26 protein-coding genes are annotated in these 24,189 nt (G+C 39.1%); 17 read left to right on the top strand and 9 right to left on the bottom strand.

Features of this window, described 5'->3' with window-relative positions:
• The first annotated feature begins 62 nt into the window (after window positions 1-62).
• Both BLR60_RS10920 and BLR60_RS10925 read left to right on the top strand, forming a co-directional pair.
• The gene (locus tag BLR60_RS10920) at window positions 63-989 is read left to right on the top strand and encodes an NmrA family NAD(P)-binding protein (RefSeq protein WP_090499667.1); all 927 of its coding nucleotides are present in this window, start codon (window positions 63-65) and stop codon (window positions 987-989) included.
• A complete protein-coding gene (locus BLR60_RS10925) occupies window positions 973-1,902 on the top strand; it encodes an alpha/beta fold hydrolase (protein ID WP_090499668.1) in 930 nt (309 codons plus the stop codon). The genes BLR60_RS10920 and BLR60_RS10925 overlap by 17 nt, the downstream gene beginning before the upstream one ends.
• Before the next feature lie 295 nt (window positions 1,903-2,197).
• On the opposite strand, the gene BLR60_RS10930 is transcribed toward BLR60_RS10925, so the two are convergent.
• A complete protein-coding gene (locus BLR60_RS10930) occupies window positions 2,198-2,515 on the bottom strand; it encodes a hypothetical protein (RefSeq protein WP_090499670.1) in 318 nt (105 codons plus the stop codon).
• 21 nt (window positions 2,516-2,536) lie between these two features.
• Window positions 2,537-3,331, bottom strand: coding sequence for an SDR family oxidoreductase (locus BLR60_RS10935; RefSeq protein ID WP_090499672.1), 795 nt, complete (start codon window positions 3,329-3,331; stop codon window positions 2,537-2,539).
• 124 nt (window positions 3,332-3,455) lie between these two features.
• Between BLR60_RS10935 and BLR60_RS10940 the strand changes: the two genes are divergently transcribed.
• Window positions 3,456-3,857: a winged helix-turn-helix transcriptional regulator gene (locus BLR60_RS10940; RefSeq protein ID WP_090499674.1), complete on the top strand. Its 402-nt coding sequence runs from the start codon at window positions 3,456-3,458 to the stop codon at window positions 3,855-3,857.
• 16 nt (window positions 3,858-3,873) lie between these two features.
• On the opposite strand, the gene BLR60_RS10945 is transcribed toward BLR60_RS10940, so the two are convergent.
• Window positions 3,874-4,608, bottom strand: coding sequence for a response regulator transcription factor (locus BLR60_RS10945; RefSeq protein WP_090499675.1), 735 nt, complete (start codon window positions 4,606-4,608; stop codon window positions 3,874-3,876).
• Window positions 4,609-4,622: 14 nt separating this feature from the next.
• Window positions 4,623-6,056 carry a sensor histidine kinase gene (locus tag BLR60_RS10950; RefSeq protein ID WP_090499677.1) on the bottom strand — a complete coding sequence of 478 codons (1,434 nt, stop codon included), beginning with the start codon at window positions 6,054-6,056 and terminating at the stop codon, window positions 4,623-4,625.
• Between the two features lie 210 nt (window positions 6,057-6,266).
• Between BLR60_RS10950 and BLR60_RS10955 the strand changes: the two genes are divergently transcribed.
• Window positions 6,267-7,670 carry an alpha-L-fucosidase gene (locus tag BLR60_RS10955; protein ID WP_090499679.1) on the top strand — a complete coding sequence of 468 codons (1,404 nt, stop codon included), beginning with the start codon at window positions 6,267-6,269 and terminating at the stop codon, window positions 7,668-7,670.
• A 68-nt stretch (window positions 7,671-7,738) separates the two neighbouring features.
• Here the strand turns inward: BLR60_RS10955 and BLR60_RS10960 are convergent, their stop codons facing one another.
• The gene (locus BLR60_RS10960; protein WP_090499681.1) at window positions 7,739-8,248 is read right to left on the bottom strand and encodes an RNA polymerase sigma factor; all 510 of its coding nucleotides are present in this window, start codon (window positions 8,246-8,248) and stop codon (window positions 7,739-7,741) included.
• A gap of 417 nt (window positions 8,249-8,665) precedes the next feature.
• Between BLR60_RS10960 and BLR60_RS10965 the strand changes: the two genes are divergently transcribed.
• Complete coding sequence (locus tag BLR60_RS10965) at window positions 8,666-10,630, top strand: sensor histidine kinase (RefSeq protein ID WP_090499683.1); 1,965 nt, start codon at window positions 8,666-8,668, stop codon at window positions 10,628-10,630.
• 52 nt (window positions 10,631-10,682) lie between these two features.
• Here BLR60_RS10965 and BLR60_RS10970 read toward each other — a convergent pair whose 3' ends face one another.
• On the bottom strand, window positions 10,683-11,570 hold the full coding sequence (locus tag BLR60_RS10970) for a helix-turn-helix domain-containing protein (protein WP_090499684.1): 888 nt from the start codon (window positions 11,568-11,570) through the stop codon (window positions 10,683-10,685).
• 247 nt (window positions 11,571-11,817) lie between these two features.
• Here BLR60_RS10970 and BLR60_RS10980 point away from each other — a divergent pair, with 247 nt between their 5' ends.
• The 3 genes from BLR60_RS10980 to BLR60_RS10990 are packed head-to-tail and all read left to right on the top strand — an operon-like array spanning window position 11,818 to window position 14,199.
• The gene (locus BLR60_RS10980) at window positions 11,818-12,153 is read left to right on the top strand and encodes an L-rhamnose mutarotase (RefSeq protein WP_090499688.1); all 336 of its coding nucleotides are present in this window, start codon (window positions 11,818-11,820) and stop codon (window positions 12,151-12,153) included.
• Entirely contained in the window at window positions 12,146-13,165 is a 1,020-nt protein-coding gene (locus BLR60_RS10985) for an aldo/keto reductase (protein ID WP_090499690.1), read from the top strand. The genes BLR60_RS10980 and BLR60_RS10985 overlap by 8 nt, the downstream gene beginning before the upstream one ends.
• A gap of 14 nt (window positions 13,166-13,179) precedes the next feature.
• Complete coding sequence (locus BLR60_RS10990) at window positions 13,180-14,199, top strand: zinc-binding alcohol dehydrogenase family protein (protein ID WP_090499692.1); 1,020 nt, start codon at window positions 13,180-13,182, stop codon at window positions 14,197-14,199.
• A gap of 196 nt (window positions 14,200-14,395) precedes the next feature.
• On the opposite strand, the gene BLR60_RS10995 is transcribed toward BLR60_RS10990, so the two are convergent.
• Entirely contained in the window at window positions 14,396-15,190 is a 795-nt protein-coding gene (locus BLR60_RS10995) for a winged helix-turn-helix domain-containing protein (RefSeq protein ID WP_167354721.1), read from the bottom strand.
• A gap of 192 nt (window positions 15,191-15,382) precedes the next feature.
• Between BLR60_RS10995 and BLR60_RS11000 the strand changes: the two genes are divergently transcribed.
• Window positions 15,383-15,994: a hypothetical protein gene (locus BLR60_RS11000; protein WP_244155638.1), complete on the top strand. Its 612-nt coding sequence runs from the start codon at window positions 15,383-15,385 to the stop codon at window positions 15,992-15,994.
• Between the two features lie 119 nt (window positions 15,995-16,113).
• On the opposite strand, the gene BLR60_RS11005 is transcribed toward BLR60_RS11000, so the two are convergent.
• Window positions 16,114-16,737 carry a TetR/AcrR family transcriptional regulator gene (locus BLR60_RS11005; protein WP_090499892.1) on the bottom strand — a complete coding sequence of 208 codons (624 nt, stop codon included), beginning with the start codon at window positions 16,735-16,737 and terminating at the stop codon, window positions 16,114-16,116.
• Between the two features lie 159 nt (window positions 16,738-16,896).
• On the opposite strand from BLR60_RS11005, the gene BLR60_RS11010 reads away from it, so the two are divergent.
• From BLR60_RS11010 to BLR60_RS11045, 8 genes are all read left to right on the top strand, one after another.
• A complete protein-coding gene (locus tag BLR60_RS11010; RefSeq protein ID WP_090499694.1) occupies window positions 16,897-17,154 on the top strand; it encodes a hypothetical protein in 258 nt (85 codons plus the stop codon).
• 6 nt (window positions 17,155-17,160) lie between these two features.
• The gene (locus BLR60_RS11015) at window positions 17,161-17,907 is read left to right on the top strand and encodes a DUF3667 domain-containing protein (RefSeq protein WP_090499696.1); all 747 of its coding nucleotides are present in this window, start codon (window positions 17,161-17,163) and stop codon (window positions 17,905-17,907) included.
• Window positions 17,908-18,044: 137 nt separating this feature from the next.
• Window positions 18,045-18,365, top strand: coding sequence for a hypothetical protein (locus tag BLR60_RS11020; RefSeq protein ID WP_090499698.1), 321 nt, complete (start codon window positions 18,045-18,047; stop codon window positions 18,363-18,365).
• 232 nt (window positions 18,366-18,597) lie between these two features.
• Window positions 18,598-19,035 (top strand): hypothetical protein, encoded by a 438-nt coding sequence (locus tag BLR60_RS11025; RefSeq protein WP_090499700.1) that lies wholly within the window; start codon window positions 18,598-18,600, stop codon window positions 19,033-19,035.
• Between the two features lie 32 nt (window positions 19,036-19,067).
• Complete coding sequence (locus BLR60_RS11030) at window positions 19,068-21,230, top strand: TonB-dependent siderophore receptor (protein WP_090499701.1); 2,163 nt, start codon at window positions 19,068-19,070, stop codon at window positions 21,228-21,230.
• Window positions 21,231-21,234: 4 nt separating this feature from the next.
• Window positions 21,235-22,350, top strand: a complete 1,116-nt coding sequence (locus BLR60_RS11035) for a PepSY-associated TM helix domain-containing protein (RefSeq protein WP_143009065.1) — start codon at window positions 21,235-21,237, stop codon at window positions 22,348-22,350.
• Between the two features lie 427 nt (window positions 22,351-22,777).
• Window positions 22,778-23,245 carry a ribosomal protein L7/L12 gene (locus tag BLR60_RS11040; RefSeq protein ID WP_090499705.1) on the top strand — a complete coding sequence of 156 codons (468 nt, stop codon included), beginning with the start codon at window positions 22,778-22,780 and terminating at the stop codon, window positions 23,243-23,245.
• Window positions 23,246-23,333: 88 nt separating this feature from the next.
• On the top strand, window positions 23,334-23,618 hold the full coding sequence (locus BLR60_RS11045) for a hypothetical protein (protein WP_090499707.1): 285 nt from the start codon (window positions 23,334-23,336) through the stop codon (window positions 23,616-23,618).
• Between the two features lie 144 nt (window positions 23,619-23,762).
• Here BLR60_RS11045 and BLR60_RS11050 read toward each other — a convergent pair whose 3' ends face one another.
• Window positions 23,763-23,984 (bottom strand): hypothetical protein, encoded by a 222-nt coding sequence (locus BLR60_RS11050; protein ID WP_143009066.1) that lies wholly within the window; start codon window positions 23,982-23,984, stop codon window positions 23,763-23,765.
• Window positions 23,985-24,189 lie beyond the last annotated feature (205 nt).

Consider the following 24,189-nt stretch of genomic DNA (forward strand, 5'->3'; position numbering starts at 1 on the left):
CCAAATGGTAGTTCGATTGACTTCTCAGCGGCATAGCTTTGTGAACTCAATAAGAAAGAACAATGAATAATATGATTTTAGTTGCAGGCGCGACCGGCGACCTGGGTGGCAGATTATGCAAACACTTAATCAAAAATGGCGCTGGTGTACGGGCCTTGGTGAGAGAAGAAAGTGATCAGGAGAAAATAAATGAACTGCGTGAATTAGGAGTGGAGGTTATAGCGGTTCGTTTTGAAGATGAAGCTGGCTTGGTATCGGCGTGTAAAGGTGTTTCTTGTGTGGTATCGGTACTTGCAGGCTTGCGCGAGGTGATTGTAACGGCACAAAGCCAATTGCTTCAGGCTGCGGTACAAGCGGGCGTTCCACGCTTTATTCCATCCGATTTTTGTACAGATTTTACTCAATTACAACAAGGCGAGAACAGGAATTTTGACCTGCGTAAGGAGTTTCAGTCCGTCCTGGAGACCAGTAATATCCGGGCTACTTCCGTATTCAACGGTGCTTTTGCCTATGTTTTGCAGTATAATATTCCGCTCCTGGATACAAAAGCGAAGACCATTACCTACTATTCAGGAAAAGCAGATTGGCAGATCGACTTCACCACAGTAGAAGATACGGCTGCTTTTACTGCGTACGCTGCATTAGATGATACTGCGCCGCGATTTCTCCGTATTGCAGGCTTCCAGATTAGTCCGAATGAACTGGCAGCGCTCACCGGACATGTTTTTGGTGAACATTTTGAATTAAAAGAACAAGGTACGCTGGAACACTTTTCGGCTTACATTCAAAAGTTAAGGACGGAAAATCCCGATGGAGAAAACCAGCTATACCCGCAATGGCAGCAGATGCAATATCTCTACAGTATGTTTGCGGCACATCATCATACACTTGACAACGACCGGTATACTGGCTTAAGCTGGCAAGCGGCAGAAACAATACTTAACGAAATAAACAACAACAAAATAGCACAAAATGGAACAGGTATATAGCGATGCGCAGCTTATAAAACATTGGCCAGGCTTTACCAATCATGTAATGGAAGCTAACGGAACACAACTGCATTTTGTAGATAGTGGTGGCGAAGGCCAGGTATTGATCTGTCTGCCCGGCTGGCCGCAAACCTGGTATTCGTATCGTTCTGTCGCGCTGCCATTGGCCGATCACTTTAGGGTTATCGTAGTAGATATTCGTGGCATGGGCAGTTCGGCAACACCACCATCTGGCTATGACAAAAAAACAATGGCTACTGATGTGTACAGGTTAATGGCGCTATTGGGTATCAGTAAAGCGCACGTATTAGGCCATGATATAGGTGGTATGGTAGCAGCCAGCCTGGCGCATAATTACCCGGATGTGGTAGAACGCCTGATCCTGGCGGACGGTCTACATCCTAACGAAGGAATGATGCAAATGAAACTGATGCCGCCGCCGGAAACTTTTGGTGAAAAAATAGATCACCAACAGCCTTATACCTGGTGGATGAGTTTTAATCAGGTCAAAGAACTGCCTGAAAAATTACTGGAGGGACGTTATCGCTACCTGCTCGACTGGCTTTTCGATTATGTAATGGTAGACAGTTCGAAGATGCCTGATTTTGAAAGAGATGTATATGCATCCGTTTACAATCAACCAGAGCGTATACGTGCTTCCAATGGCTGGTACCAGGCGTTTAACCAGGATATAGCCGATGCCAAAAATTATTCGAAGCTAAATATGCCTGTTTTAGGTATAGCCAGTAACGTATCTTCCGGTTTTTATCAGTATAGTTTACCAATGATAGCCGAAAATTATCAACTGGTGAATCTGGAAAATACCGGTCATTATATGTTCGAAGAAAATTCGTCGGGCGTTTATGACGCAATTTTAAAGTATTTGAAAAACAGTAGCCAGGGTAATGACTGAACCGCTCCGGTAGTAAGTCCTTAACTCACTATTTATTAGTAATTTGCAAAAAAAAAAGAGGCCGTATCATATTCGTAACATCACATCTAACTTGTCACGTTGAGCCTGTCGAAACGCTTTTAGTATATTGATGGAGATTCTTCGACAAGCTCAGAATTGACAACTTTATATCTATGATACAGCCTCTTTTTACTCCTTCATATTAAACCTTAAGCAATCTAAGAATTGTTTAATGCATTATTGCTTACCGATCATCAACACAGGCTGGTTGGTTTCGTTCAGCTTATTTTAGGTATTAACTCGTAACTTTCAGCGATTGAATATATCCCTCAGATAATTCAAAGTGGTATTTTAAAACGATCGGACTACCCGGAAAGTTTCCTGAAGTTTTGGACGACAGCATATTTTCCTTTTCGTCATAATCTACAGGCTCCATAGTGGCATGATATTCTTTGTTGGCCTTATCAATCCAGCTTTCAATTTCTGCTTTTCCGTTATGGGTTTTGCCTTCATCAAATACTACTGCATGTTCAGCAAAACAATTAGCATAGGCTGCACTGTCAAAATCGTTTTGTGCTTTTACTAATTCGGAGATAATGTGTGGTAAATTCATTGCATTATATTTTTATGATTATTAAATGGTTGGCACTGTACCGCCATCGATTACAAATTCAGTTCCTGTTAAGTAGCCAGCTCTTGGCGAAACCAGAAAGCCAACCAACTCAGCCACTTCTTCAGGCTCGGATGGTCTTCCGAAAGGTATTCCACCTAAGGCATCCATTACACTTTGCTGCGCGTCTGCTATGGTACTATTTGCGTTTCTTGCAATTTCGCCGAGCCAGGCTTCTGATGCTGTTGTATTGATCCAACCTGGAGAAACCGTGAGTACCCGAACGCCCTTAGGGGTAACTTCATTCGATAAACTTTTACTGTAGTTTCTTAATGCGGCTTTTGAAGCGGCATAAGGCAAAGTAGAGTCGTAAAGCGGTAATTTACCCTGAATGGATGCGATATGAATAATAACGCCGCTTTTTCTATCCACCATCTGTGGTAAAAATCCTCTGTCGAGCCTCACCGGAGCAAGCAAATTAGCTTGCAGGGTTAATTCCCAATCTTCATCTGATAACACAGAGAATCCACCGGCTGGTGTTGTTGAAGAACCAAGATTGTTCACCAGGATATCCAGCTTTCCATAAGTTGATAGCACTTCGCTAATTAATTTTTCTGTTCCTTCAGCTTTACTTAAATCAGCCGAAATAAAATGCAAGTTATCGTTTTCACTTTCAGGAGTATTTCTTGCACTAACGATCACTGTTGCGCCGGCTTGCAGCAGCCTTTCTGCAATTGCTTTTCCGGCTCCTTTTGTTCCACCGGTTACCAGGGCAATTTTGCCTTGAAGTTCATTGTTGTAGTTAAATTGATTTTCCATTTGTCGAATTCTTTGATACAAATTTGAGAAGTATCACTTTTTCTGGCAATAACGGAAAACCGAATTGCATAGGGATAAATTTTTCCCCTATTGTACAAATTGGTACATTGGATTAAATTTGTATATGCACGAAAGAAAAATACCTTTGAATTTAAACTGCGGCCTCGACCTGATCGGCGAAGTAATTTACGGCAAATGGAAAATCCGTTTGTTATGGTTTATCCATCAGGGGCATTTGCGGCCAAGCGAATTACAGCGTAAAATCCCTGATGCATCAAGACGTGTTTTAAATATCCAATTGAAAGAACTGGAAGATCATGAGCTGGTGACAAAGAAAATCTATGCTCAGGTACCACCAAAAGTTGAATATTACCTTACAGATTTTGGTAAAACCTTAGTTCCGGTAATTTCTGCATTAGGATTTTGGGGCGATGAACATGAAAACAGGCTGAGAAAGGTAATTTTAAAAAGAATGGAAGCCTCACAGGACCTTGCAAGTTATACAAACGATGTGTCCACTCTATAGCTTAAGCTATATTTTACTATTGCCCAAAAGGTAAATTTCCACCTTGCTTATTTACCTTCAAAATGTAGCCCAAACCGTATACATTTTCTATACTGACCTGATCTGAAGATTTGAAAAGTCGCCGAAGTCTTGAAATGAATACTTCAAGACTTTTTCCATTAAAATAGTCGTCGTTTCCCCATAAGGATAAAAGCAGATCCTTTTTTTTGACTACCTGATTAATATGGTCTGCCAGCTGATCCAATACCTCTGATTCTCTGACTGTTAGCGAAACTTCCTTGCCATCTGGCATCAAAACAAATAACTGATCCTTTTGGTAACGGATATCACCCATGGTGATGTAGCCTGGTTTGGCCCGGAAAGGTGTTGCTGGGTTAGGTGAAAACTTATTGATGATGTTTGCAATCCTCAACACCAGTTCTTCAATTTCAAAAGGTTTGGATATATAATCTATGGCGCCTATTTTAAGCCCTCTCAGCCGGTCTTGCTTTTCATTGTGTGCCGTAAGGAAAAAAAAGGGTTGGCCGGGGTTAATTTTCACCAGTTCAGCAGCCAGGTCGAAACCATTAAGATCGGGTAATTGCACATCCACAATGATTAGCTTATTATCTAGCGGATTTGCAGAATAGTAATCTAAAGTTTCTGTAGCATTTTGAAACCACAGTACGCTAAAACCACGCAACTTTAGGTATGCTGTGATGACATTGCCCAGATCAGTTTCATCCTCAATTATTATGATGTCATAAGGCATAGGTTGCAATTTAATTAATCATTTGTACTATTCGTAATCTGCCCCATAGGTATAAACACCAGAAATTCAGTTCCTTTTTCAGGCGTTGTGTTTATACTGATTTTCCAGCCATGAATATCAAGGCATTGTTTAACGTAATATAAGCCAAGCCCCAGGCCTGAAACTGTACTGTCTTTACCTCCACGGAAGAATTTATCAAATATTTTTTCTTTCATATCGTTTTCCATTCCGTTTCCGTTATCCTTAATATGCAGGATATAACCATCCTTGTTTTTAGTGATAAAGAGCATGGTTATTTTAACTTCGCTTTGGTTATGTTTAAAAGAATTGTCAATTATATTCTGTAGCATAGTGGTAAACACAAAAGGATCCATCATCACCAGTATTTCCGAATCGTGGGGATCAAACGTAAGGCTATTGGGTTCGTGAATTTTTATTTTATAATCGTTTACCAGGGTAAGAACAGCATAGTTAAGATCTGTTTCCTCTAAATTGATATTGTTGTTCATTTCCGAGACCTCCAGCATTTGGTTGATGTGGGCGTGAAGCCGTCTGGCCTGTCTTTCCACAATATTTATAAGCGTATTTACACGATTCCGGTCGTTGAGTACCTCATCCTCATGCAGGCTTTTGCTTGCCACTAAAATGGTGGTAACAGGGGTGTTAAATTCGTGTTTAATGCTGTTTAGAAAATCGGATTTAACATCTGTTTCTTTTTTCTGCCGCATCCAGCTGATGTAGGTGTAATAATTAATGCCTACAATGATGATGATGCAAAGTGCAACCAGCAAAAAGGTAGGCAGCATCTGATACGCCACTTTGAGCGTACGGCCCGGCGAATCAACAAAAAGGTTAAAGGTTACCCTATAATTATAGACCAGTTTACCGCTAACAGAAAGATTGGTAACCCGGTTCTGCATATTTGGGGGAGATAACTTACCATCAATGATAACGCCGAAAGGTGTTATTTGGCCCGCATCAAAATTGGTATCAGTATGGCTGTCGAATATGGTAATATCCCCGATTATGTTATCAAAGTTGATATCTATCTGTTGAAAGGTAAGCAGGTATTGTAAGTTGCTGTCCAGCCCATTTTTCTTTACTATCGATTGGAAAACACTATCCATGGTGCTTTCCTTTCGAAGGGTTTTCAATAAGGTATTGCTAACGTTTTGCGAAAGTTTAACAAAATCTTTCCGGTTGCTGAGGTAAGCCTTTTTAAGGGCAGGCATATTTTTGGAAAGGATCGAATCGATAATTTTTCCCCCGCCCTTGTAAACTTTATCTTCAGATATACTATGCCCATATTCATCATTAATCAGTGTTTTCTCTTTTACGCTATAATCCCGGTCTCTAAGTACATAAGAATTATAAGTTAACCTAAATTGCACGAGAAGCAATATCAGAAAGCTGAGCAATACGACTGATTTATATATCCGGTTTTTCATTTTATCCTTTAAAAATAGACGTATTATTCCATAAATGGCATAGCGTTAAGCTTTTGTTAGGCTTCTGTTACGCTTTTGTTCGGTAAATTGTTGCCATTTGGGCGGTAGCTTTGAACAATGGATATAGATCGTCGACAATCAAATTCAGGTCAATAACTGCAAGCAAATCTATTATCCAAGACATTCACTATCATATTAAACCAAAAAGAAATGGCCTTTAGAAGGATTTTATTACTATTACTTATTGCTTTTGCTATAACATCCCAGGCAGGGGCGCAGCAAAAATCTCCTAACAAACCTTTAGCCGAACTGCAACAGGATTTTGTTGACCTCGGATTGGGCATGTTTATTCATTATGGTATGCCAACTTTTATGGATCAGGACTGGTCGGATCCGGATGCAGATCTTTCCTTGTTCCGGTCGCCAAAACTTGATGCCGATCAATGGGCCAAAGCTGCAAAATCAGCCAATATGACTTACGGTTGCTTAACCACCAAACACCACAGCGGTTTCCCGATCTGGAATACCAAAACAACCGCTTACAACGTCATGAATACGCCATTAAAACGCGATGTGGTAAAAGAGTATGCAGATGCTTTTCGCAAAAACGGTTTAAAGGTCATGCTTTATTATTCAATACTGGATACCCACCATAGCATCCGCCCAAATCAGATCAAACCGGCAAATGTGCAAATGATTAAAGATCAGATTACCGAACTGCTCACAAATTATGGCGAGATCACCGCGCTGATTATTGACGGATGGGATGCACCATGGTCGAGGATTTCTTATGATCAGGTACCTTTTGAAGACATTTATTACCTGATTAAATCTTTACAGCCAAACTGCCTGGTAATGGATCTTAATGCAGCAAAATATCCTACACAAGCACTTTTTTATACCGATATTAAATCTTACGAACAAGGTGCAGGTCAGTTTATTTCAAAAGAAAATAACAAACTTCCTGCGCTTGCCTGTCTTCCGCTCCAGGCCAACTGGTTCTGGAAAACATCTTTCCCTACTACGGCGGTAAAAAATGTTTCCGAACTGGTAAACAAATATATTGTTCCATATAACGGTGCATATTGTAATTTTATCCTCAATGTAGCGCCTGGCAAAAATGGTTTGATAGATGATAATGCCTTAACAGCACTGAAAGAAATGGGGCAGCTTTATCAAAAACCTGCAGACCTCCCACGTATTCCACCACATGCTACTCCGATTATTTCCAGTAACATTGCCAAACATGTAAAAAGCAATAGTAGCTGGAGTGATGATATGAATATTATGGATTTTGCTAACGATGATAATTTTGGCTCAAGCTGGTCATCCAACCCTACTGTAAAATTGCCATGGTATGAGCTAAATTTTGAAAAGGCCGTGCCTTGTAATATGGTTGTACTTACCGCAGGCAATAACCAAAAGGCAACATATCGTTTACAATACTATGCAGATGGCAAGTGGATTGCATTGCCAGTAAGCAATGACGGGGAGAAAAGGGTCAACATTTTCAGGTTCAAACGAATCTGGTGTGAAAGAATTAAAGTTACCATTACCGATTTTGACATTGCGCCTGCTATTGCTGAACTAGGCGTATTTAACGAAAGAAAATAAAATTGCATAGCCGGATCAATTTTGGTCCGGCTAATAGTATTAACGTGCTTATCAACAAAATTTGGACACTATGCTATCCTATACTGTTTCAAATACGTTTTAAGAATCTGTCTCGCTTGGTGGATATGGGTTTTTACTGTTCCTAACGGAAGGCCCCGCTCTTCAGCAATTTCTTCATATTTATACCCTTCAAAATACCGCTGAAAAGGAATCCGGTATTGCTCTGGCAAACTATCCAGTGCTTTTTGGATATCATCCATTACAAATTTTCCTTCGGATGAAATTTTTGTTGAACTCTTCAGCAGGTTAGGACTGGATAAATCTTCATCTCTACTGATTACTGAATGTCTTTTCTGAGCTTTGCGATAGTCATTTATAAAGGTATTCCGCATAATTACGTAAAGCCAGCCACGTAAATTTGTGCCTTTGTCAAACTTTGCACAAAATCTGATTCCTTTAATGAGTGTATCCTGCACCAGGTCTTTCGCGTCATCTTCATCATGGGTAAACCGCATCGCATGGGTGAAGAGAGCAACAGAATGTCCATCAGCAGCCCTGCTAAATTCATTTTGATTCATAGTTTTTCAATTGGATAAATAGGTCATTAAAAAACAGCTTAAATTGAATTAAGTTTTGATCAATCTTGGAACAGGAGTATAGTCATCTACCAGATTAGATGATGCTTCATACCCAAAGCAGATCGTTTATGCATTGCTGTACAGCTAAATAGAACATTTTTGTAAAATCAGAATCATAAATATGTTAACTTAACCAATCGCTTATATCTATACGATTGTTACGATTTTTAGCCTAAAATCAAAGCATTTGGTTTACTTGGTATGATTAATATAACCGATATAAATGTTCCTTATAATATCATGTTTTCTGAGGTCAAGCTATTTTGCGCCGAAAAAAATATTTAAGAAGAAATTGTTGTTTAAAATATCTTCAATAGATTTGATGGGTCTTTTTAATGGATCAAATTCCTAATCATTATGATAAAGTCAGCTCATTTGCCTGATCTCTTCACGCTTCAATCCATTTTTGAAGGTATTCAGGATGCCATATATTGTCATGACCTTGAATTTAGAATAACCAATTGGAGCCCTGCTGCGGAGCGCATGTTTGGCTATACTGCAACAGAGGTACTGGGGCAATCTATTTTTCTGCTGATTCCTGATGACAAGTATTCGGAGAAAAAAGAGCTGATGCAGGAGGTTTTAAGCGATGGGCGTATCAACCAGTACCGAACCGTCCGACTAACTCGTTCGGGTAAGAAAATACCTGTTTCCTTAACCTTTTCGCCCATCAAAGATCAGGATGGAAAAATTATTGGCATATCTCAGATTGCTCATGATATTTCTTTTGAGCATCAGGCAGAAGAAAAACAAGCGATGCTTGCCGCTATTATCGAAAGTTCCGAAGATGCCATTATTAGTAAAACGCTTGATGGAATCATTACGACCTGGAATAAAGGAGCGGAGCATATTTTTGGTTATACGGAGAGCGAAGCTGTTGGCCAACCCATTACCATACTTCTTCCTGCTGATCGTTTGAGTGAAGAAGAAGCTATAATTGCAAGTTTGCGCCGTGGCGAAAAGGTAGACCACATTCAAACCATCAGAAAAACAAAAGACGGACGTTTATTAAATATTTCATTAGCGGTATCCCCAATTAAAAATCGTGATGGAGTTGTTATTGGCGCATCTAAAGTTGCCCGTAATATTACTTCACAAAAGGAGTCTGAGAAACTAATTGCCAAGCATGTGGAGCGCCTGGAGCTGCTGAATGTGGTAGGGAGGAGCATCAACGAATCGCTAGACCTTCAACAGATATTGCAACAGGTAACAGATTCAACTACAAAGCTTACCGGCGCAGCCTTTGGCGCTTTTTTTTATAATCAGGTTAACCAGCAAGGAGAACCCTATAAGTTATATACCCAATCTGGTGCTCCAGGAGAGGCCTTTGCCAATTTTCCGATACCACGTAATACCACATTGTTTCATCCTGCTTTCAGCGTAGAGGGTGTATTACGGTCTGATGACATCACTCAAGATGATCAGTACGGAAAAAACGCTCCCTTTTTTGGAAAATCTTCGGAATATTTACCCGTAATCAGCTATCTGGCGGTTCCGGTCAAAACCAAATCAGGCGAAGTAATAGGCGGGTTGTTTTTCGGTCATCCAGATCAGGCTGTTTTTAAAGAGGAACATGAGGAACTGGTGTTCACAGTAGCTTCGCAAGCGGCTATTGCCATAGAAAATTCCAGACTTTTTAAAGAGGTAAAGGAGCTAAGCGCTAAAAAAGATGAATTTATCGCCATGGCTTCTCATGAGCTAAAAACACCTATGACTTCACTTTTTGGTTTTTTGCAGCTGGCCAACCGCAAAATAGAGGAAGGTATTGCAAAAAATCTGGTTGAAAAGTCGATCAGACAATTGCAAAAAATGATCGTTTTGGTTAGTGATCTATTTGACGTTTCCAAAATCCAGTCTGGAAAACTACAGCTGAATATAGAATATCTAAACCTGGCCGTACTTGTTCAGGAAATGAAGGAATCTTTTTTGCAAGCACATCCGGGACATATCTTGTCTGTTGAGATGCCTGAAGAAAGCTTTGTTAATGCTGACCGCACCCGGTTGGAACAGGTACTCACAAATTTACTAAACAATGCGGTTAAATATGCACCTCAACAAAAAACAATCGAATTAAAGGTTCAATATATAGATAAAGCGGTACTTACTTCGGTTAAGGATTTTGGGCCTGGCATTACTAAAGAAAACCAGCGTCATATCTTCAGTCAGTTTTACCAGGCCAAAGAAAATAAAGATGGTTCATCAGGATTAGGCCTGGGTCTTTTTATCTCAAAAGATATTATTGAACGTCATGGTGGCCAGATTTGGGTAGAAAGCGAACCTGGTAACGGTGCTACCTTTAATTTCACTTTACCATTAGCCTAAAATAGTTGGGCTTGAAATAAATGGGGAGTGTATTGATCATTTAAACAGGTATTTATAAAGTAAAGCCTACTGTATAAACCTGTTTTTTATAGGCACTGGGCGACATACCGGTAAGTTTTTTAAAAGATTTTGAAAAGTAAGAGAGGTTGTCAAATCCGGTTTGTGTGGCAATATCCGAATAGGCAAGCCTGCTGGTAGCGAGTAAATATTGCGCCCGCTCAATCCGTTTTTCAAGGATATAACTCACAGGGCGCTGGCCGGTAAAGGTTTTGAATAACCGGGAGAAATAATCGGGATGCTGATTAACACGCGAAGCTAAACTGGTTACAGATAATTCCTGGTGTAAATTTACCAGGATATAACCAACAGTTTCCACTATTTTAGCTGGTGCATGCTGCTCTTCCTGTTTGCGATGTAACTGTGGTTGGATCAGGCGGCCCATCAGTTGAAGCAGTATACCCTGCGTTTCCAGGTAACTGGGCAAACTCTGCATATTGTTCAGTTCCTGATACTCTTTATAGTATATGTTTTTCTCGTAAATCTTCGGATCATCAGATCGGTTAATGCCACGGCCAGGATTGATTTCAAGCAACCGCTTAAAAATATCAATGTCCATCTGCTTCGCCTTAACTTTTGAAACATTACGGTTTCTGGCAAACAGAGAGGAACCATCTACAGATTCTTCAAAAAACTGCACAAAATACTGGCTTAAATACCCATTGCAATGTAAATTACAGAGGGTAAAACTGGGTATGATATATAGGTATCCGGGTTCAAGTTTTAAGGAGCCTGACTGGTCAGAAATTTCACCGCTGCCTTCATCCATATAGTAAATCCGGTAATAAGGACTAATCACATTCAGGTAGTTCCATTTTTCCGTTAATTTCACATAATCTACATTGAGTAGTGAAAAGGTATTTTGCAGTACTCGCTTAATCATTTTTTAAATGTCGGATTTTTACAATAAATAGTCTATTTTATTTAAAAATAGATCGGATAACATGTTTATTTTTGACTGTAGTAACCAAAATATAAAACAGTTATTAAATGAATCTGGCCACCAGAAAATCGGTATTGGCATCAGAAGCAAGCTCTGTACAGGGTCTTATTTAGTGTTAGGGACTGTTTTGTTGATACTGGCCAGAAAAGACATCATTAATCAACCTAATGAAATTTTGTAGTTAAAAATGAAAAGATACTGTTTGGCTCTTGATCTTGTTGATGATGAAAAACTTATTGCAGCATATGAAGCTTACCATGTTAATGTATGGCCTGAAATTAAACGCAGCATAATCGACTCAGGCATATTGGATATGGAAATCTATCGTATTGCTAACCGCTTGTTTATGGTGATGGAAACAGAAGACAATTTCAGTTTCGAAAAAAAGGCGCTTATGGATGCTTCCAATCCGAAGGTAGCGGAATGGGAAACTTTAATGTGGAAATATCAGCAGGCACTACCCTTTGCAAAACCAGGAGAAAAGTGGGTATTAATGAAAAATATATTTCAATTAAATGGTTAGCGACAATAAACAGAAAGATTCTGCCCAAAACCTGCCTCCGGTTATCTTCGGAACCAGCAGCTTGGGAAATCTCTATCAGGCAGTAGATTATGGTGTTAAACTGGAAGTTGTTGAAGCATGTGTAGCCTCATCAAAACCCGTTGCGTTTTTTGATTCTGCCGGTAAATATGGGGCAGGCCTGGCGTTAGAATCGCTGGGTAAATGTTTGGCAGATTTAAATGTAGATCCGCAGCAGGTCGTAATCAGTAATAAGCTGGGCTGGTACAGAACACCGCTTTTAACTCCGGAACCTACATTTGAAGCAGGTATTTGGAAGGATATTGAACATGATGCGGTGCAGATGATCAGTTACGATGGGATATTAAAGTGTTTTGAACAAGGTAATGAGCTGCTGGGCAATTACCAGGCACAGATGGTATCGGTACATGATCCTGATGAATATCTTTTTGCAAGCAGTAGTGAGGCGGATTATAAAGAACGTTACCAACAAATCCTTGATGCCTACATGGCATTGGCCGAACTAAAAGCCGCTGGTTTGGTGTCTTCCATTGGGGTAGGTGCAAAAGACTGGAAAATTATCCAGACCATTGTAGCTGATGTTGATCTTGATTGGGTAATGATTGCCAACAGTTTAACCATCAAATCGCATCCTGCTGATCTGATTGCATTTATAACGGAACTTAACCAAAAAAATATTAAAGTTATTAACTCGGCCATATTTAACGGCGGCTTTTTAACGGGTGGAGATTTTTATAATTACCAGCCGGTTGATGGAGATAGTATAAATGGGAAAGCACTTTTACACTGGAGAGATAAATTTTATCAGGTTTGTAAAACGTTTGACGTACTTCCTGCCGAGGCCTGTTTTAGCTTTTCCGCAGGTTTTACCGGCGTAAAAAGTATTGCCTTAAATACCACCAGGCCAGAGAAAGTGGCTATTAATGCTGCGCTGGCCCAAAAAGAAATTCCTGCCGGATTTTGGCAGGAAATGAAGACGCAGGGATTGATTTAATTTAAAAATTGACAATGAAAGCATTAGTTTGTAATACACCAGGAGAATTTAGCTATATCAATAAAGAAATGCCATCAGTTGAAGAGGGTATGATATTGCTTAAAATGAGAAGATTGGGGATTTGCGGTACCGATTACCATGCATTTGAAGGAACACAACCATTTTTCGAATATCCAAGAATCTTAGGACACGAAATTGCTGCCGAAGTAATAGAGGCAGGAGCAGGCTTAAACTTTAAAACCGGTGATCTGGTTACCATTAGTCCATATTTTTATTGCGGCACCTGCATTGCGTGCCGGAGCGGCAGAACAAATTGCTGCGTAAAGATAAAAGTTTTCGGCGTTCATATAGATGGTGCCATGCAAGAGTACATTACGGTTCCTGCATCTGCAATTGTTAGTGGAGAAGGATTAACTGTAGATGAACTGGCACTGATAGAGCCATTGGCCATTGGTGCGCATGGCGTTGGTCTGGCACAGTTGAACAAAGGAGATAACGTGGTTATACTCGGTGCCGGACCAATTGGTTTGGGTACTATTGCTTTTGCCAAAATAAGTGGAGCTGAAGTAACCGTTATTGATGTAAATGATAACAGGCTATCTTTTTGCAGTGAGCGTTTTGGAATTGCGCACACCATCAATCCATTAAAAACAGATGCTTTAGCGCAGCTATCACAAATTACCAACGGAGAAATGGCTAAGGTGGTAATTGATTGTACAGGAAATTTAAAAGCCATTAACAATGCTTTCACGTTTTTGGCACATACAGGCAGATTTATTATGATAGGCCTTCAAAAAGGTACTATTGAGGTGGTTCATCCTGAGTTTCATAAGCGGGAAGCGGTACTGATGAGTAGTAGAAACGCTTTACCGGATGACTTTGCCTATGTGATTGATTGCATTAGAAAAGGCGTAATTAAGCCAACTGATTTTATTACTCATAATGTCCCATTTTCGGAGGTAAAGGAAAAATTTAATCATTTGCTAAATGCTAATGAATCGCTGATCAAAGCATTGATCAGTTTCGATGAATAATGCCCTTTCATGTAGTTCTAAAAAAGAATGATCATCAATTTAAAGAGCAGGATTAAATTTTTATTTCATATTTGGTCCTGTTTTTTATAATCTTACTTCAAAAGATATTTAAGATGGCTGCTTATTTAGTCCATTTTCCTAACGAAGATAAAATTCATTAGTATGATGCGTACGCAGCTAATCTTAAAGCACCCTCTTAGATTATTTCAAGCTTATATCCCATAGCCCTGATCACAACAATATTGATATTGGGATCAGGTTCTAATTTTTTTCTAAGTTTTGATATAAACATATCCAGGCTACGCCCTACAATAACGCCTTCATCTTCCCAAATCTCTTTCTGCAACCGGCTTCTCTGTATAGTTTCATTAGGAGATTGTGCGAAAATGAGCAGTAACCTCGTTTCAGTACCGGTTAATTCTATCACCTTCTCATTGATATTGAGTTTGCGGTTTTTAGTATCAAACACAACTGAACCTAAAGTAATCAGGTCTTGATGTAGATCATCATTGGGTAAAGCGTTTCGCGGTTTAAACGACCTAAGAAAAATAAAACCGACAAATGCTAAAAATGGCAGACTGCCCAGCAGGTATCCATTCTTTTTGGTGATGATGCCCGTCGGTTTCAATTTAATGTCGATCATGTAATCTGCTTTTGGCTGTTTTCTGCCTATGCAACCTATAATTTCATCCTTTTTATGGCGAGATACCGCGTACCCATAGGCAACGCTGGAATCCTTTACGTTCAATACTTTAACCACATAATCATTCGCCATAGGGTCTTTCACCAACAAACGTTTAGTTGTATTCACCAGCGAAATGGAGTTAAAAGTGAACTCATGCTCAAACCCGATTTGATACTCATTTTCTGCAACCTTTTTTATGGGGAGCACCCTGGATGTACTGTCGCCCGATTGTAACAGCAGTTCATGTCCGATCCTGCGGAACAAAATTTCCCTTCTGGCCAAATCAAAGTCCTCCCCACCATTCATGCTGCACAAATAACAGCGATAAACAAAACCAGCAGGAATCCAAAAAGGCATTTAACTTTCCCGGAGAAGCGATTTAGGCGATCAAACATATTGTCAAGTTTTTATTTACAAAGTTTACATTTTTATTTACAATGCTGCTTCTTCATGCAGAAAGATATCCAGGTAATTTTGTTGCACCAACATTAAAAAGATATGAAAAATAAACAAAATTCCCTAAACGAATCCGATTTATCATCAGATAGATCAATGTTAATCAAACCTACAAAAAAGATGAATAAAATGATGTATGTGTTGATCTTACTGCTGGTTGTGGTAAGCGGATTAGTATTTGCTAATCAAGAAACTAAAACTACTCAAAGCCCAGGTACAAAACCGCTTTCTGCTGCACAAAGAGATGCCGAAAAGAAAAAATGGGAGGCTAGTCCTGATGGTGTAAAGTTCAAAGAATGGGAAACCTCTACAGCAGGTAAAAATGTACAGGCCAGTGCTGCTAAAATAAGGGAGGATATCGGCGCGTTTACCACTATGGAGGCTGAGATCACTGCTTTATCTCTTCCGCCCGGATCAAGATTAGGTTTCGGTGTAATGGCCAAAATTAATGGTGCCGATTACATTGTAAATTTTGAGGCGGAAAAGTCTCAACTCGAACAATTACACAGCCTAAAAGTTAACGATAAAATAATGATAAAAAGCCGTCATCTATCATACGCACCTAAGTATTCATATCCAATAGTATCGGCTGAATATGTAGAACGGGATGGTAAAATAATTTTTAAACGTTTGCCTCGCAAAGGTGGTTGCTAAATAAATAACGCTAATAATTTTCCGGATAATTTTATTGTAAACCCTTTATAGCGGAAACAAAAAACAGGTAGCTGCGAGAAAAAATGGAAGATTGTCTCTGAAAATTCTTCTGTTTTTTCTTATTCATAACTTTTATCAATCAAAAACGAAATGGCATTTTCAATTTCCGTTCGTCCGGCTGCACTTTTAAGGTCTAATCCACAGAAAGTAGCGTCGTTTGTAGTGGCGTAAATGTCCAGGTAGTAAATTCCTGATATCAGCAACGCAATAATGGCCCTGTATCGTTTGGCATTTTCCTTAAAATATGGATCAGTCAAACCTTCAAATAAGCGTGCCCCATTTTCTTCACGGTCATTTGCGAGTTTTTTTAACGATTTACGGTTCTCTATCAATCCCCAGAGGAGAATTTTCTGGGTATTTTTATTCTTGAAAATATAATCAAATTGGGAGAGAAGCATGGTTTTGCAAAATGTTTTTCCTCCATCGTTTACTAAAGTCTCTGCCGAATTATCTTTTATATTGCTCCAGAAATCCTGCGAGCGGATATATTCATCAATGAGACCGTCCTTCCCACCAAAATAATTATAGATTAATTTTTTGTCCAAACCTGCAGTATGTGCAATGTCGTTGACCTTTAGCCCTGAGAAACCTTTTGTATGAAGTATTTTTTCTACAGCATCTAAAAATTTCTGTTTGCTTTTTTCTTTGTTTCTTAACGATTTAACCCCTGTTTCCTGTTCCATATCCATAAAAAATAATCGTGCTGGAAAATTACACAATCGAATTTAAATATTTTTATCACCAATTGGTGATATATTGTATATTTGTATAATCGGGGCATAAATATAAATGATGACGACGCCCTTCATAAGAGCAAAACTACATTAATCTAAGTAAACAATATGAGAAAGGAAGCTTCCGTTGCAGCAATATCCGTAGCAGAATTGCATAAAAAGAAAAAAATTTTACTAGGTTCACTAATCGGACTTGGAGTGGTTTTGCTCAGTGCGAGTGCAATCATAATCTATCTGGCTTTTACATCTAAAATGCCAAAAGTGCTTATTATGGTTCCGATTTGCAGTTCGCTAACACTTTTGCCAGCTTTCATCAGCTTATCTCAGATTAATGCTGAACTTAAAAACAGAAAACCCAAACCATAGTTAACCATGTCAACAGATTGTCTAAATTGTACAGCTCCCGTTACAAATAATTACTGCGCTAATTGCGGACAAAAATCTTCTACACATCGTTATTCTGTCAAACATTTTATAGTCCATGATTTTGTTCATGGGGTATGGCATGTTGATAAAGGTATATTATTTACCCTAAAGGCGCTTTTTACACGACCGGGCCATAGCGTGCGCGAGTATATCCAGGGCAAAAGGGTTCCATTTTTTAGTTTTATTACGCTCATCCTGCTCATTCTGACGGTATCAGGTCTCATAGCGCCATACGCACATGGCGGCATGTCCGATCTGATGCCTAAGGAGAGCAAAATAATGATGAACGATCTTGAAAAATTTATCTCTCATTATCCAAAACTGATACTCATCATCGCTATTCCTGTTTATTCATGCTTCAGCTTGATGTGGTTTCGCAAAGCGAAACTTAATTTTTCAGAACACCTGGTGTTAAACTCATACCGTGTTATTGTCGAACTGATTATCGGATTGCTTGTTTCAGCCCTGACTATTTTCTACCATAATACCCAGGTACTCCTGTTTTTGTATTTCGGTGTGATGAGTATTTTAGGCATAGTCTATAGTATCTGGTTTTATTATCAGTTCTTTTCTGTCTTGAATTACAGTAAAATAGCATTATTCTTAAGAAGCACTCTTGTTCCGGTATCGTACAATTTACTCACCCTTATAGTTGGAATAGTTTACGCTATTATCGCAAAGAATAGATTTTGAAATGCCAAAGCGATAATACAATTTTATATATTTTACCTGGGATGTAAACTTTTAGGAGTTATAGTGCTTATCTTTGGCACGCAATGTATAAAAGGTTTGTTGTTATTCTGCTATTAGCTTCCCTGTTTGGATCGAATATGTCTACATATTTTATTTATGCCGGATTTGAAGTGAATCAGACGCAGCTGGCCGAGAAATTCTGTGTGAATAAAAACAGACCTTGGATGCATTGTAATGGGAAGTGTTACCTGATGAAAAAGCTGAAACAGGCAGAAGAGAAGGAGAAGAAACAGGAACGCGAAAGTCAGCGTGCCGCATTTCAGTTAGCCATGCCTTGTTCTCCAGTTGCATTCCGCTTTACTCCTTTACTTTCAGAACGCCATTATTCTCCAGCTAAGGTCGAAAATCCAATTAGCTGTCATTTCTCCATATTTCAGCCACCAAAGCAAAGCTGTTAACCTCGTTTAATTAGTAATATACATTTCATTTTTCTGCGCAAAATTTAATTATGGAATTTGAGCATGAATATTTACATGGCATGCTAAAAATGGATTACTAACCGAATGAGTATATTAATCTTAGGCGAATAATTTACTTATACGCCTGAATTCTGATCTTGTTACAGATTTAATTATCCCGTAACCTTAATATCAGAAAAATAATAATATTAACCAGCGTTTGTAAATTCTTATGAAATTTATCTTTTCTTCTCTGCTAGCCATGGTAATGGTGTGTTTATGGTTTTCCTGCAAACAGGAGCAGGATTATAAAGACATTAGATCGGAAGTGGTTGCCATACATGATAAGGTGATGAGTGATGCCGACCTGGCGAATAGTCAGAAATCGGTACTCGATTCCATTTATCGCTCATTTAAAGTTTCTGGCGTAGATACAGTTAAACTTGCTGAAACAATCAGAAAAGTAGACGGGGCCAACCAGCAGATGGAAAATTGGATGAACCGTTTTGAACCTGATGTTTCGGGCAAAAGTAATGAAGAGGCTTTGCGCTATTTCAAATCCGAATTGAAAAAGATAAATGATCTGGATAAACAGTTTAAGGCGGTAATTAGCCGTTCAGACCGTTATCTGGATAGCCTTCATATAGAAAACAGGAAAATGCTGCATTAACAGAATTTTCAGGGACAATTGTCTCAAATAATATGACAAACAGATTTATTCTATTTGCTTTTCTGGCTATGCCTTTTGGTGTGCTGGCGCAGAACGGCAAAACAAAAAATACAGATACCGTAAAAACGGATAGTGTTAAACACCTGCATACCGTTGAGGTTAATTCGCGATATTACCGCAGATATAACATTGGTAAATCATCTGCAACACTAAAGCAGACTACACCTTTACTGCAATTGCCACAGAACATCCAGGAGATTGATAAAAGTATTCTTTTGGATCAACAGGCCATAAATATCAACGAAAGTGTAACGCGCAACGTAAGTGGTGCAATCCGGAACAATACGGCGGATTTTTATGGGCCATTCATTTTTATGCGTGGCGCTGGGATAAATACGCTCCGCAACGGTGTAGATCTATCAATGATCTATTATGGTCCCATGCCGGAGGATGCTAGCATTATTGATCGTATGGAATTTATTAAAGGCCCGGCCGGTTTTATGAATGCCATTGGCGACCCGGCAGGTTCGTTTAATATCGTAACCAAAAATCCGACCGGAACAACCAATAATAACATCAGTTTTACTGCGGGAAGTTTCGATCTTTTTAGGTTAAGTGGCGATTTTGATGGAAACCTGGATAAAAATAAAAAATGGCAATACCGTTTAAATGTTGTTGGACAAAAAGCCAAATCTTTCCAAAAATTTGCCTTCAACGATAAGTTTGTCATCGATCCGGTATTGAAATACAATATCAACAGTCATTCGTCTATTACCGCCGAATACATTTACCAAAAACAGAAGTTTCTACAATACCTGCTTACTGTATTTACACCTGATGGATTTGCTTCGCTGCCGAGAGATTTTAGTATCTCCGACCCTAATAAAGAGCCTGTAAAGGGATCAGAAAACAATGCTTTCCTGACTTATGAAAATCAGCTGGCAAAAAACTGGCATTTAACGGCAAAAGCTGTTTTTGCTGGCAGCCGTTTGGATGGAAACTACTTTTTTGTTTCCAGTTATAATAAGGCTGCTCCAAATTTATTACCGAGGCGGGTTACTTACGAACGGTTTAACACTGATGTATATGCTTTTCAGGCCTTTGTAAATGGTGAAGTTAAAACAGGAAATATTATACATAAACTTTTGGGCGGCATAGATGCCAACCGTAAAAATCTGTTGGCTTATTCTGGTTATAATGATAAAACTGCTAACCCAACTTTATATTATCTGGATATCAACAATCCGGTTTATGGGATCAATTTCGATCCGAACAAAAGAGGAGGTGTTTTAAAAGATATTGCCACCAATAAACAGTCGGTTGAATATTATGCCGGATATATTCAGGATGAACTGAATTTGAATGATAAATTGAGGATTACTATAGCAGCAAGGTTAACCGGATCAAAAAGTGCTATTACAGTTCCAACCGTAAGCGAGGTAAAAGATTGGGTGGTTACGCCAAGGGCTGGTATGAGTTACTCAATTCTGGGCGATTTTGCCGCTTACGCCGTTTATGATAATACCTATACGCCTCAAAGTGGTTTAAGTAATGCAGGTACAGTTTTTAAACCTTTAAAAGGAGAAAATTTTGAATTCGGGCTAAAAAAAGACTGGTCCAATGGCAAGTGGAATACAACTTTATCTTTCTACAGGTTAACGCGGGATAATATCATTGTAACCGATCCTTCAACTTTATTGCAATCGCAGATTGGACAGACTAAAGCTAAAGGAATTGAGTTCGACCTGAAAGGAGAAATCATTAAAGGATTAAATGCGGTGATCAATTATGCTTATACCGATGCCATTATTTCAAAAGATGCTAATGTGGCAATGGTTGGACTTCCCACTCCTTACCTGACCAAACACATCCAGAATACCTGGTTAAATTACAGACTCCCGTTGGGATTACCAGGCTTATTTACGGTTTCCGGAGGCTATCAGCTTCAGTCTGGTCGTTCTGGCCGTTATGCTGTGGAAAATAATTTAGCTATCAAACCAATCTTCAGGTTAGATGGGGGCATTGGTTGGACCAATAACCATGTTAGCGTGAACGCCATTGTAAACAATATACTTAACCGCAACAACTATGGCAGTGCCTGGGTTACCCCTGTATCTTCAAATCCGATTGGGTTAAATGCCTATGTACCTTTTGCACCAAGAGAATTCAGGTTAACAGTTGGTTATAATTTTTAAGGAGATGAAAAGAAAGAACAGCTTTACCAAATGGGCATTCAATCTGCATGGATGGCTCGGTCTCATGGCCGGGCTGTTCTTTCTCTTTTACGGGATAACCGGTTCGATGCTGATGTTCCGTGGTGAATTAGACCGGTATTTCAATCCAGAACTTCATCATCTTACGCCACATGGTAAGGTTCTGGGTGCTGATGTTATTTACAGGGATCTGGTTCGTTCTCATCCTAACCTAAAGAAAATTGTGCTGCATGATTTTCCGGTTAATGCTTTCGATAGCTATGAGTTTATGTTATTCCGGAACCAGCAGCAGATAACAGAAAATTATCTTTACTACATCAGTGTTAACCCTTATTCAGGCAAGATATTGAAAGAAGGTAGTTATGCCGATCTTCAGCCTTCGTTTTTCCGTTGGCTCTATGCGTTGCATTATAGTCTGCAGTTAGGTATGCCGGGCAAGCTTTTTTCAGCTGTAATCGGTTTAGTTATGCTGCTTTCGTTAATTACCGGCATCATCATTTACCGGAAACATTTCTGGGATGCACTTCGCTTTAAAGCAGGCCTTAATTTTAAAAATTCGAGGACGGCTATTTCCTCACTGCACCGCATTATTGGGGTATGGGCAATGCTATTTACCGCATTGTTGTTTTTTTCTGGTTTTTGGTTGAACAGGGAGCATTTTAGTCCAGAAACATGGAAAATAAATCCATCGGTTGACAATATTTTGGTAAAAGTAAATATCGACTCGCTTGTTGCCGCCTCGCGGAAGCTGGTAAAAGGTTTTGAACCTATCGCGGTAAACATACCCACAACACCTGGAATTCCGGTACTGGTTCGCGGCCATATGCCCAGTAGTGGAAGTCTGCTTTATAGAGGCAAGGCAAGCGGATTTACTTTCGATCAAAATACAGGAAGGTTAATGAAGACCAACATCATCGAAAAACAACCCTTTGCTGCGAGGTTTGATGTCTGGATGTACCAGTTGCATATTGGTGCTTTTGGCGGCGTTGTACTTAAATTATTCTATGTGCTACTTGGTTTATTGCCAGGATTCCTTTCTATTACGGGGGCTTTACTTTGGTTTAAGCGGCGAAAGAAATTTAAAAAGCAATATGATTTTTAATTATCATCCTGAAGAATAATTTATGATATAAAAATCATAGGAATGACAGATAATTTAGCAATTGAAAGGCCAAGAGGCATCCTCATTGCGAGAAGGCTTTTTCAGCTGACGAAGCCTGCCTGCTGCAGGCAGGCAATCTTACAACGATCACTGCTAGCGTGGGCATTAAAATGCTTCGTTCCTCGCAATAACGATTTTTCTAGTGGATTCTGTCAATGGCAGCGGAGTAGAAGGATCTTTCAACCGAACTAAACTTATAAAGATTCTTCACTGCATTCATATTTGTCCGTAGCGTTCTCAAAGGCTCTAAAGATCATTAATGGAAAAGAGTCTCCGACTCGTTATCGATTTTTTAGTTTTAAATAAACTTATAATTGAAACCCCGTAATCTTATAAGATTTGGTTCATATTTTGCTAACTTACAGTTATGATTAATGTTAGTCTCGAAGCAAAGCAAAAAGCGTTGTTGTTTCTCTCAAAAAACCAGAAATTAGCAGCGGTTAAAGTAATTAAAGACCTAAGTGGATGCGGTTTAAAAGAAGCTAAAGATTATGTCGATGGCTTAGAAGAAGGAGTACAGCAACCTGTAACCAAAACAGCAGATTTGGACGCAGAACTATTGGTTATTTTAAATCAGGGCAATAAGTTAAATGCCATTAAACATTATAAGGATGCTACAGGTTTAGGGCTGGCAGAAAGTAAAGACTATGTTGAAAAGCTGCTGCAGTTAAAGGTTAGCGGCAATATGGCGAAGCAAAGCAGGGATACCGATATTAAAAATATCATTGCTGAAAATGCAAGAAATAACCAGAATCCACGCGGAAATTTTTTGATAAAACTGCTCATCATTATTTTGGTTGCAGCAGCTTTAACCTACTTTATGTTTAAAATTTAGTGAAAAATGATGCAATATTTCTGATAGAATTAAAATGCGTGAATTAAAATTCTTAATTTGATTTTACACACAAATAAATCTTAAGAATATGAAAATCACATTGGATTCCAAGTCCCTTTTATTGGGATTTTTGGGCGCTGGCTTAATGTTCACCGCCATCAGTTTTAAAAATGGTCAGGATCAGGCAGGTGGGAGATACCGCACCGAAGTAAATGCCACTAATACGGTTGTCATCCTTGATAGCGAGACCGGAAACTACATCATTGCACCAGAGATAAGAGACTTTGGTAAGGTGCAATGGGTAAAGGGTGAGTTTAATAAGACCTTTAGTACCGCAATAGATAATCGAAAGGAATCAAATAAAACACAGTAGGTATTTTTATACTGTATGTACTCTTCTAAATTGTCAGGCTGATTGCAACGAAGGATTTTTTTATTGTAATTACCTTATAAAGATTCTTCACTGCGTTCAGCATGACAGTAGGGAGGCTATTGTGCCAAGGAACACCTATATCTATCAATAATTACCGCAACTTCCTGCTGGTATTAATTGCTTTAACGTAGCACATTTTGCTTTTGCTGCATTTATCCGAACATCTGCCATTTTTTTCTTTAAAGCAACATCAAAGGGCGTTAACGATTCTTCAACAGAAATTATTTGCCAAAAGCAGGGATGTTGGGGCATTATACTGGCGCCAACTCCAACACCTGTCATGTATAGGAAATCTCTTCTTCTCAATTTTTTAATTACTAAAAAAGGTCGTCATTTCGACTGTAGCTACTGATTTTCATCAGTAGCGGAATGGAGAAATCTATTAAGTTTAATTCAACTAATGGATCTTTCCGTTCCGCTGCAATTAGTCGAGGGCAACTTTAAATATTGGATGACGCCCTATAACTCCGCTACCATTGACAGTGGAGTTGCTATTGCAATTCCAGAATGG

It is taken from the genome of Pedobacter terrae (assembly GCF_900100705.1).
GTDB lineage: Bacteria > Bacteroidota > Bacteroidia > Sphingobacteriales > Sphingobacteriaceae > Pedobacter > Pedobacter terrae.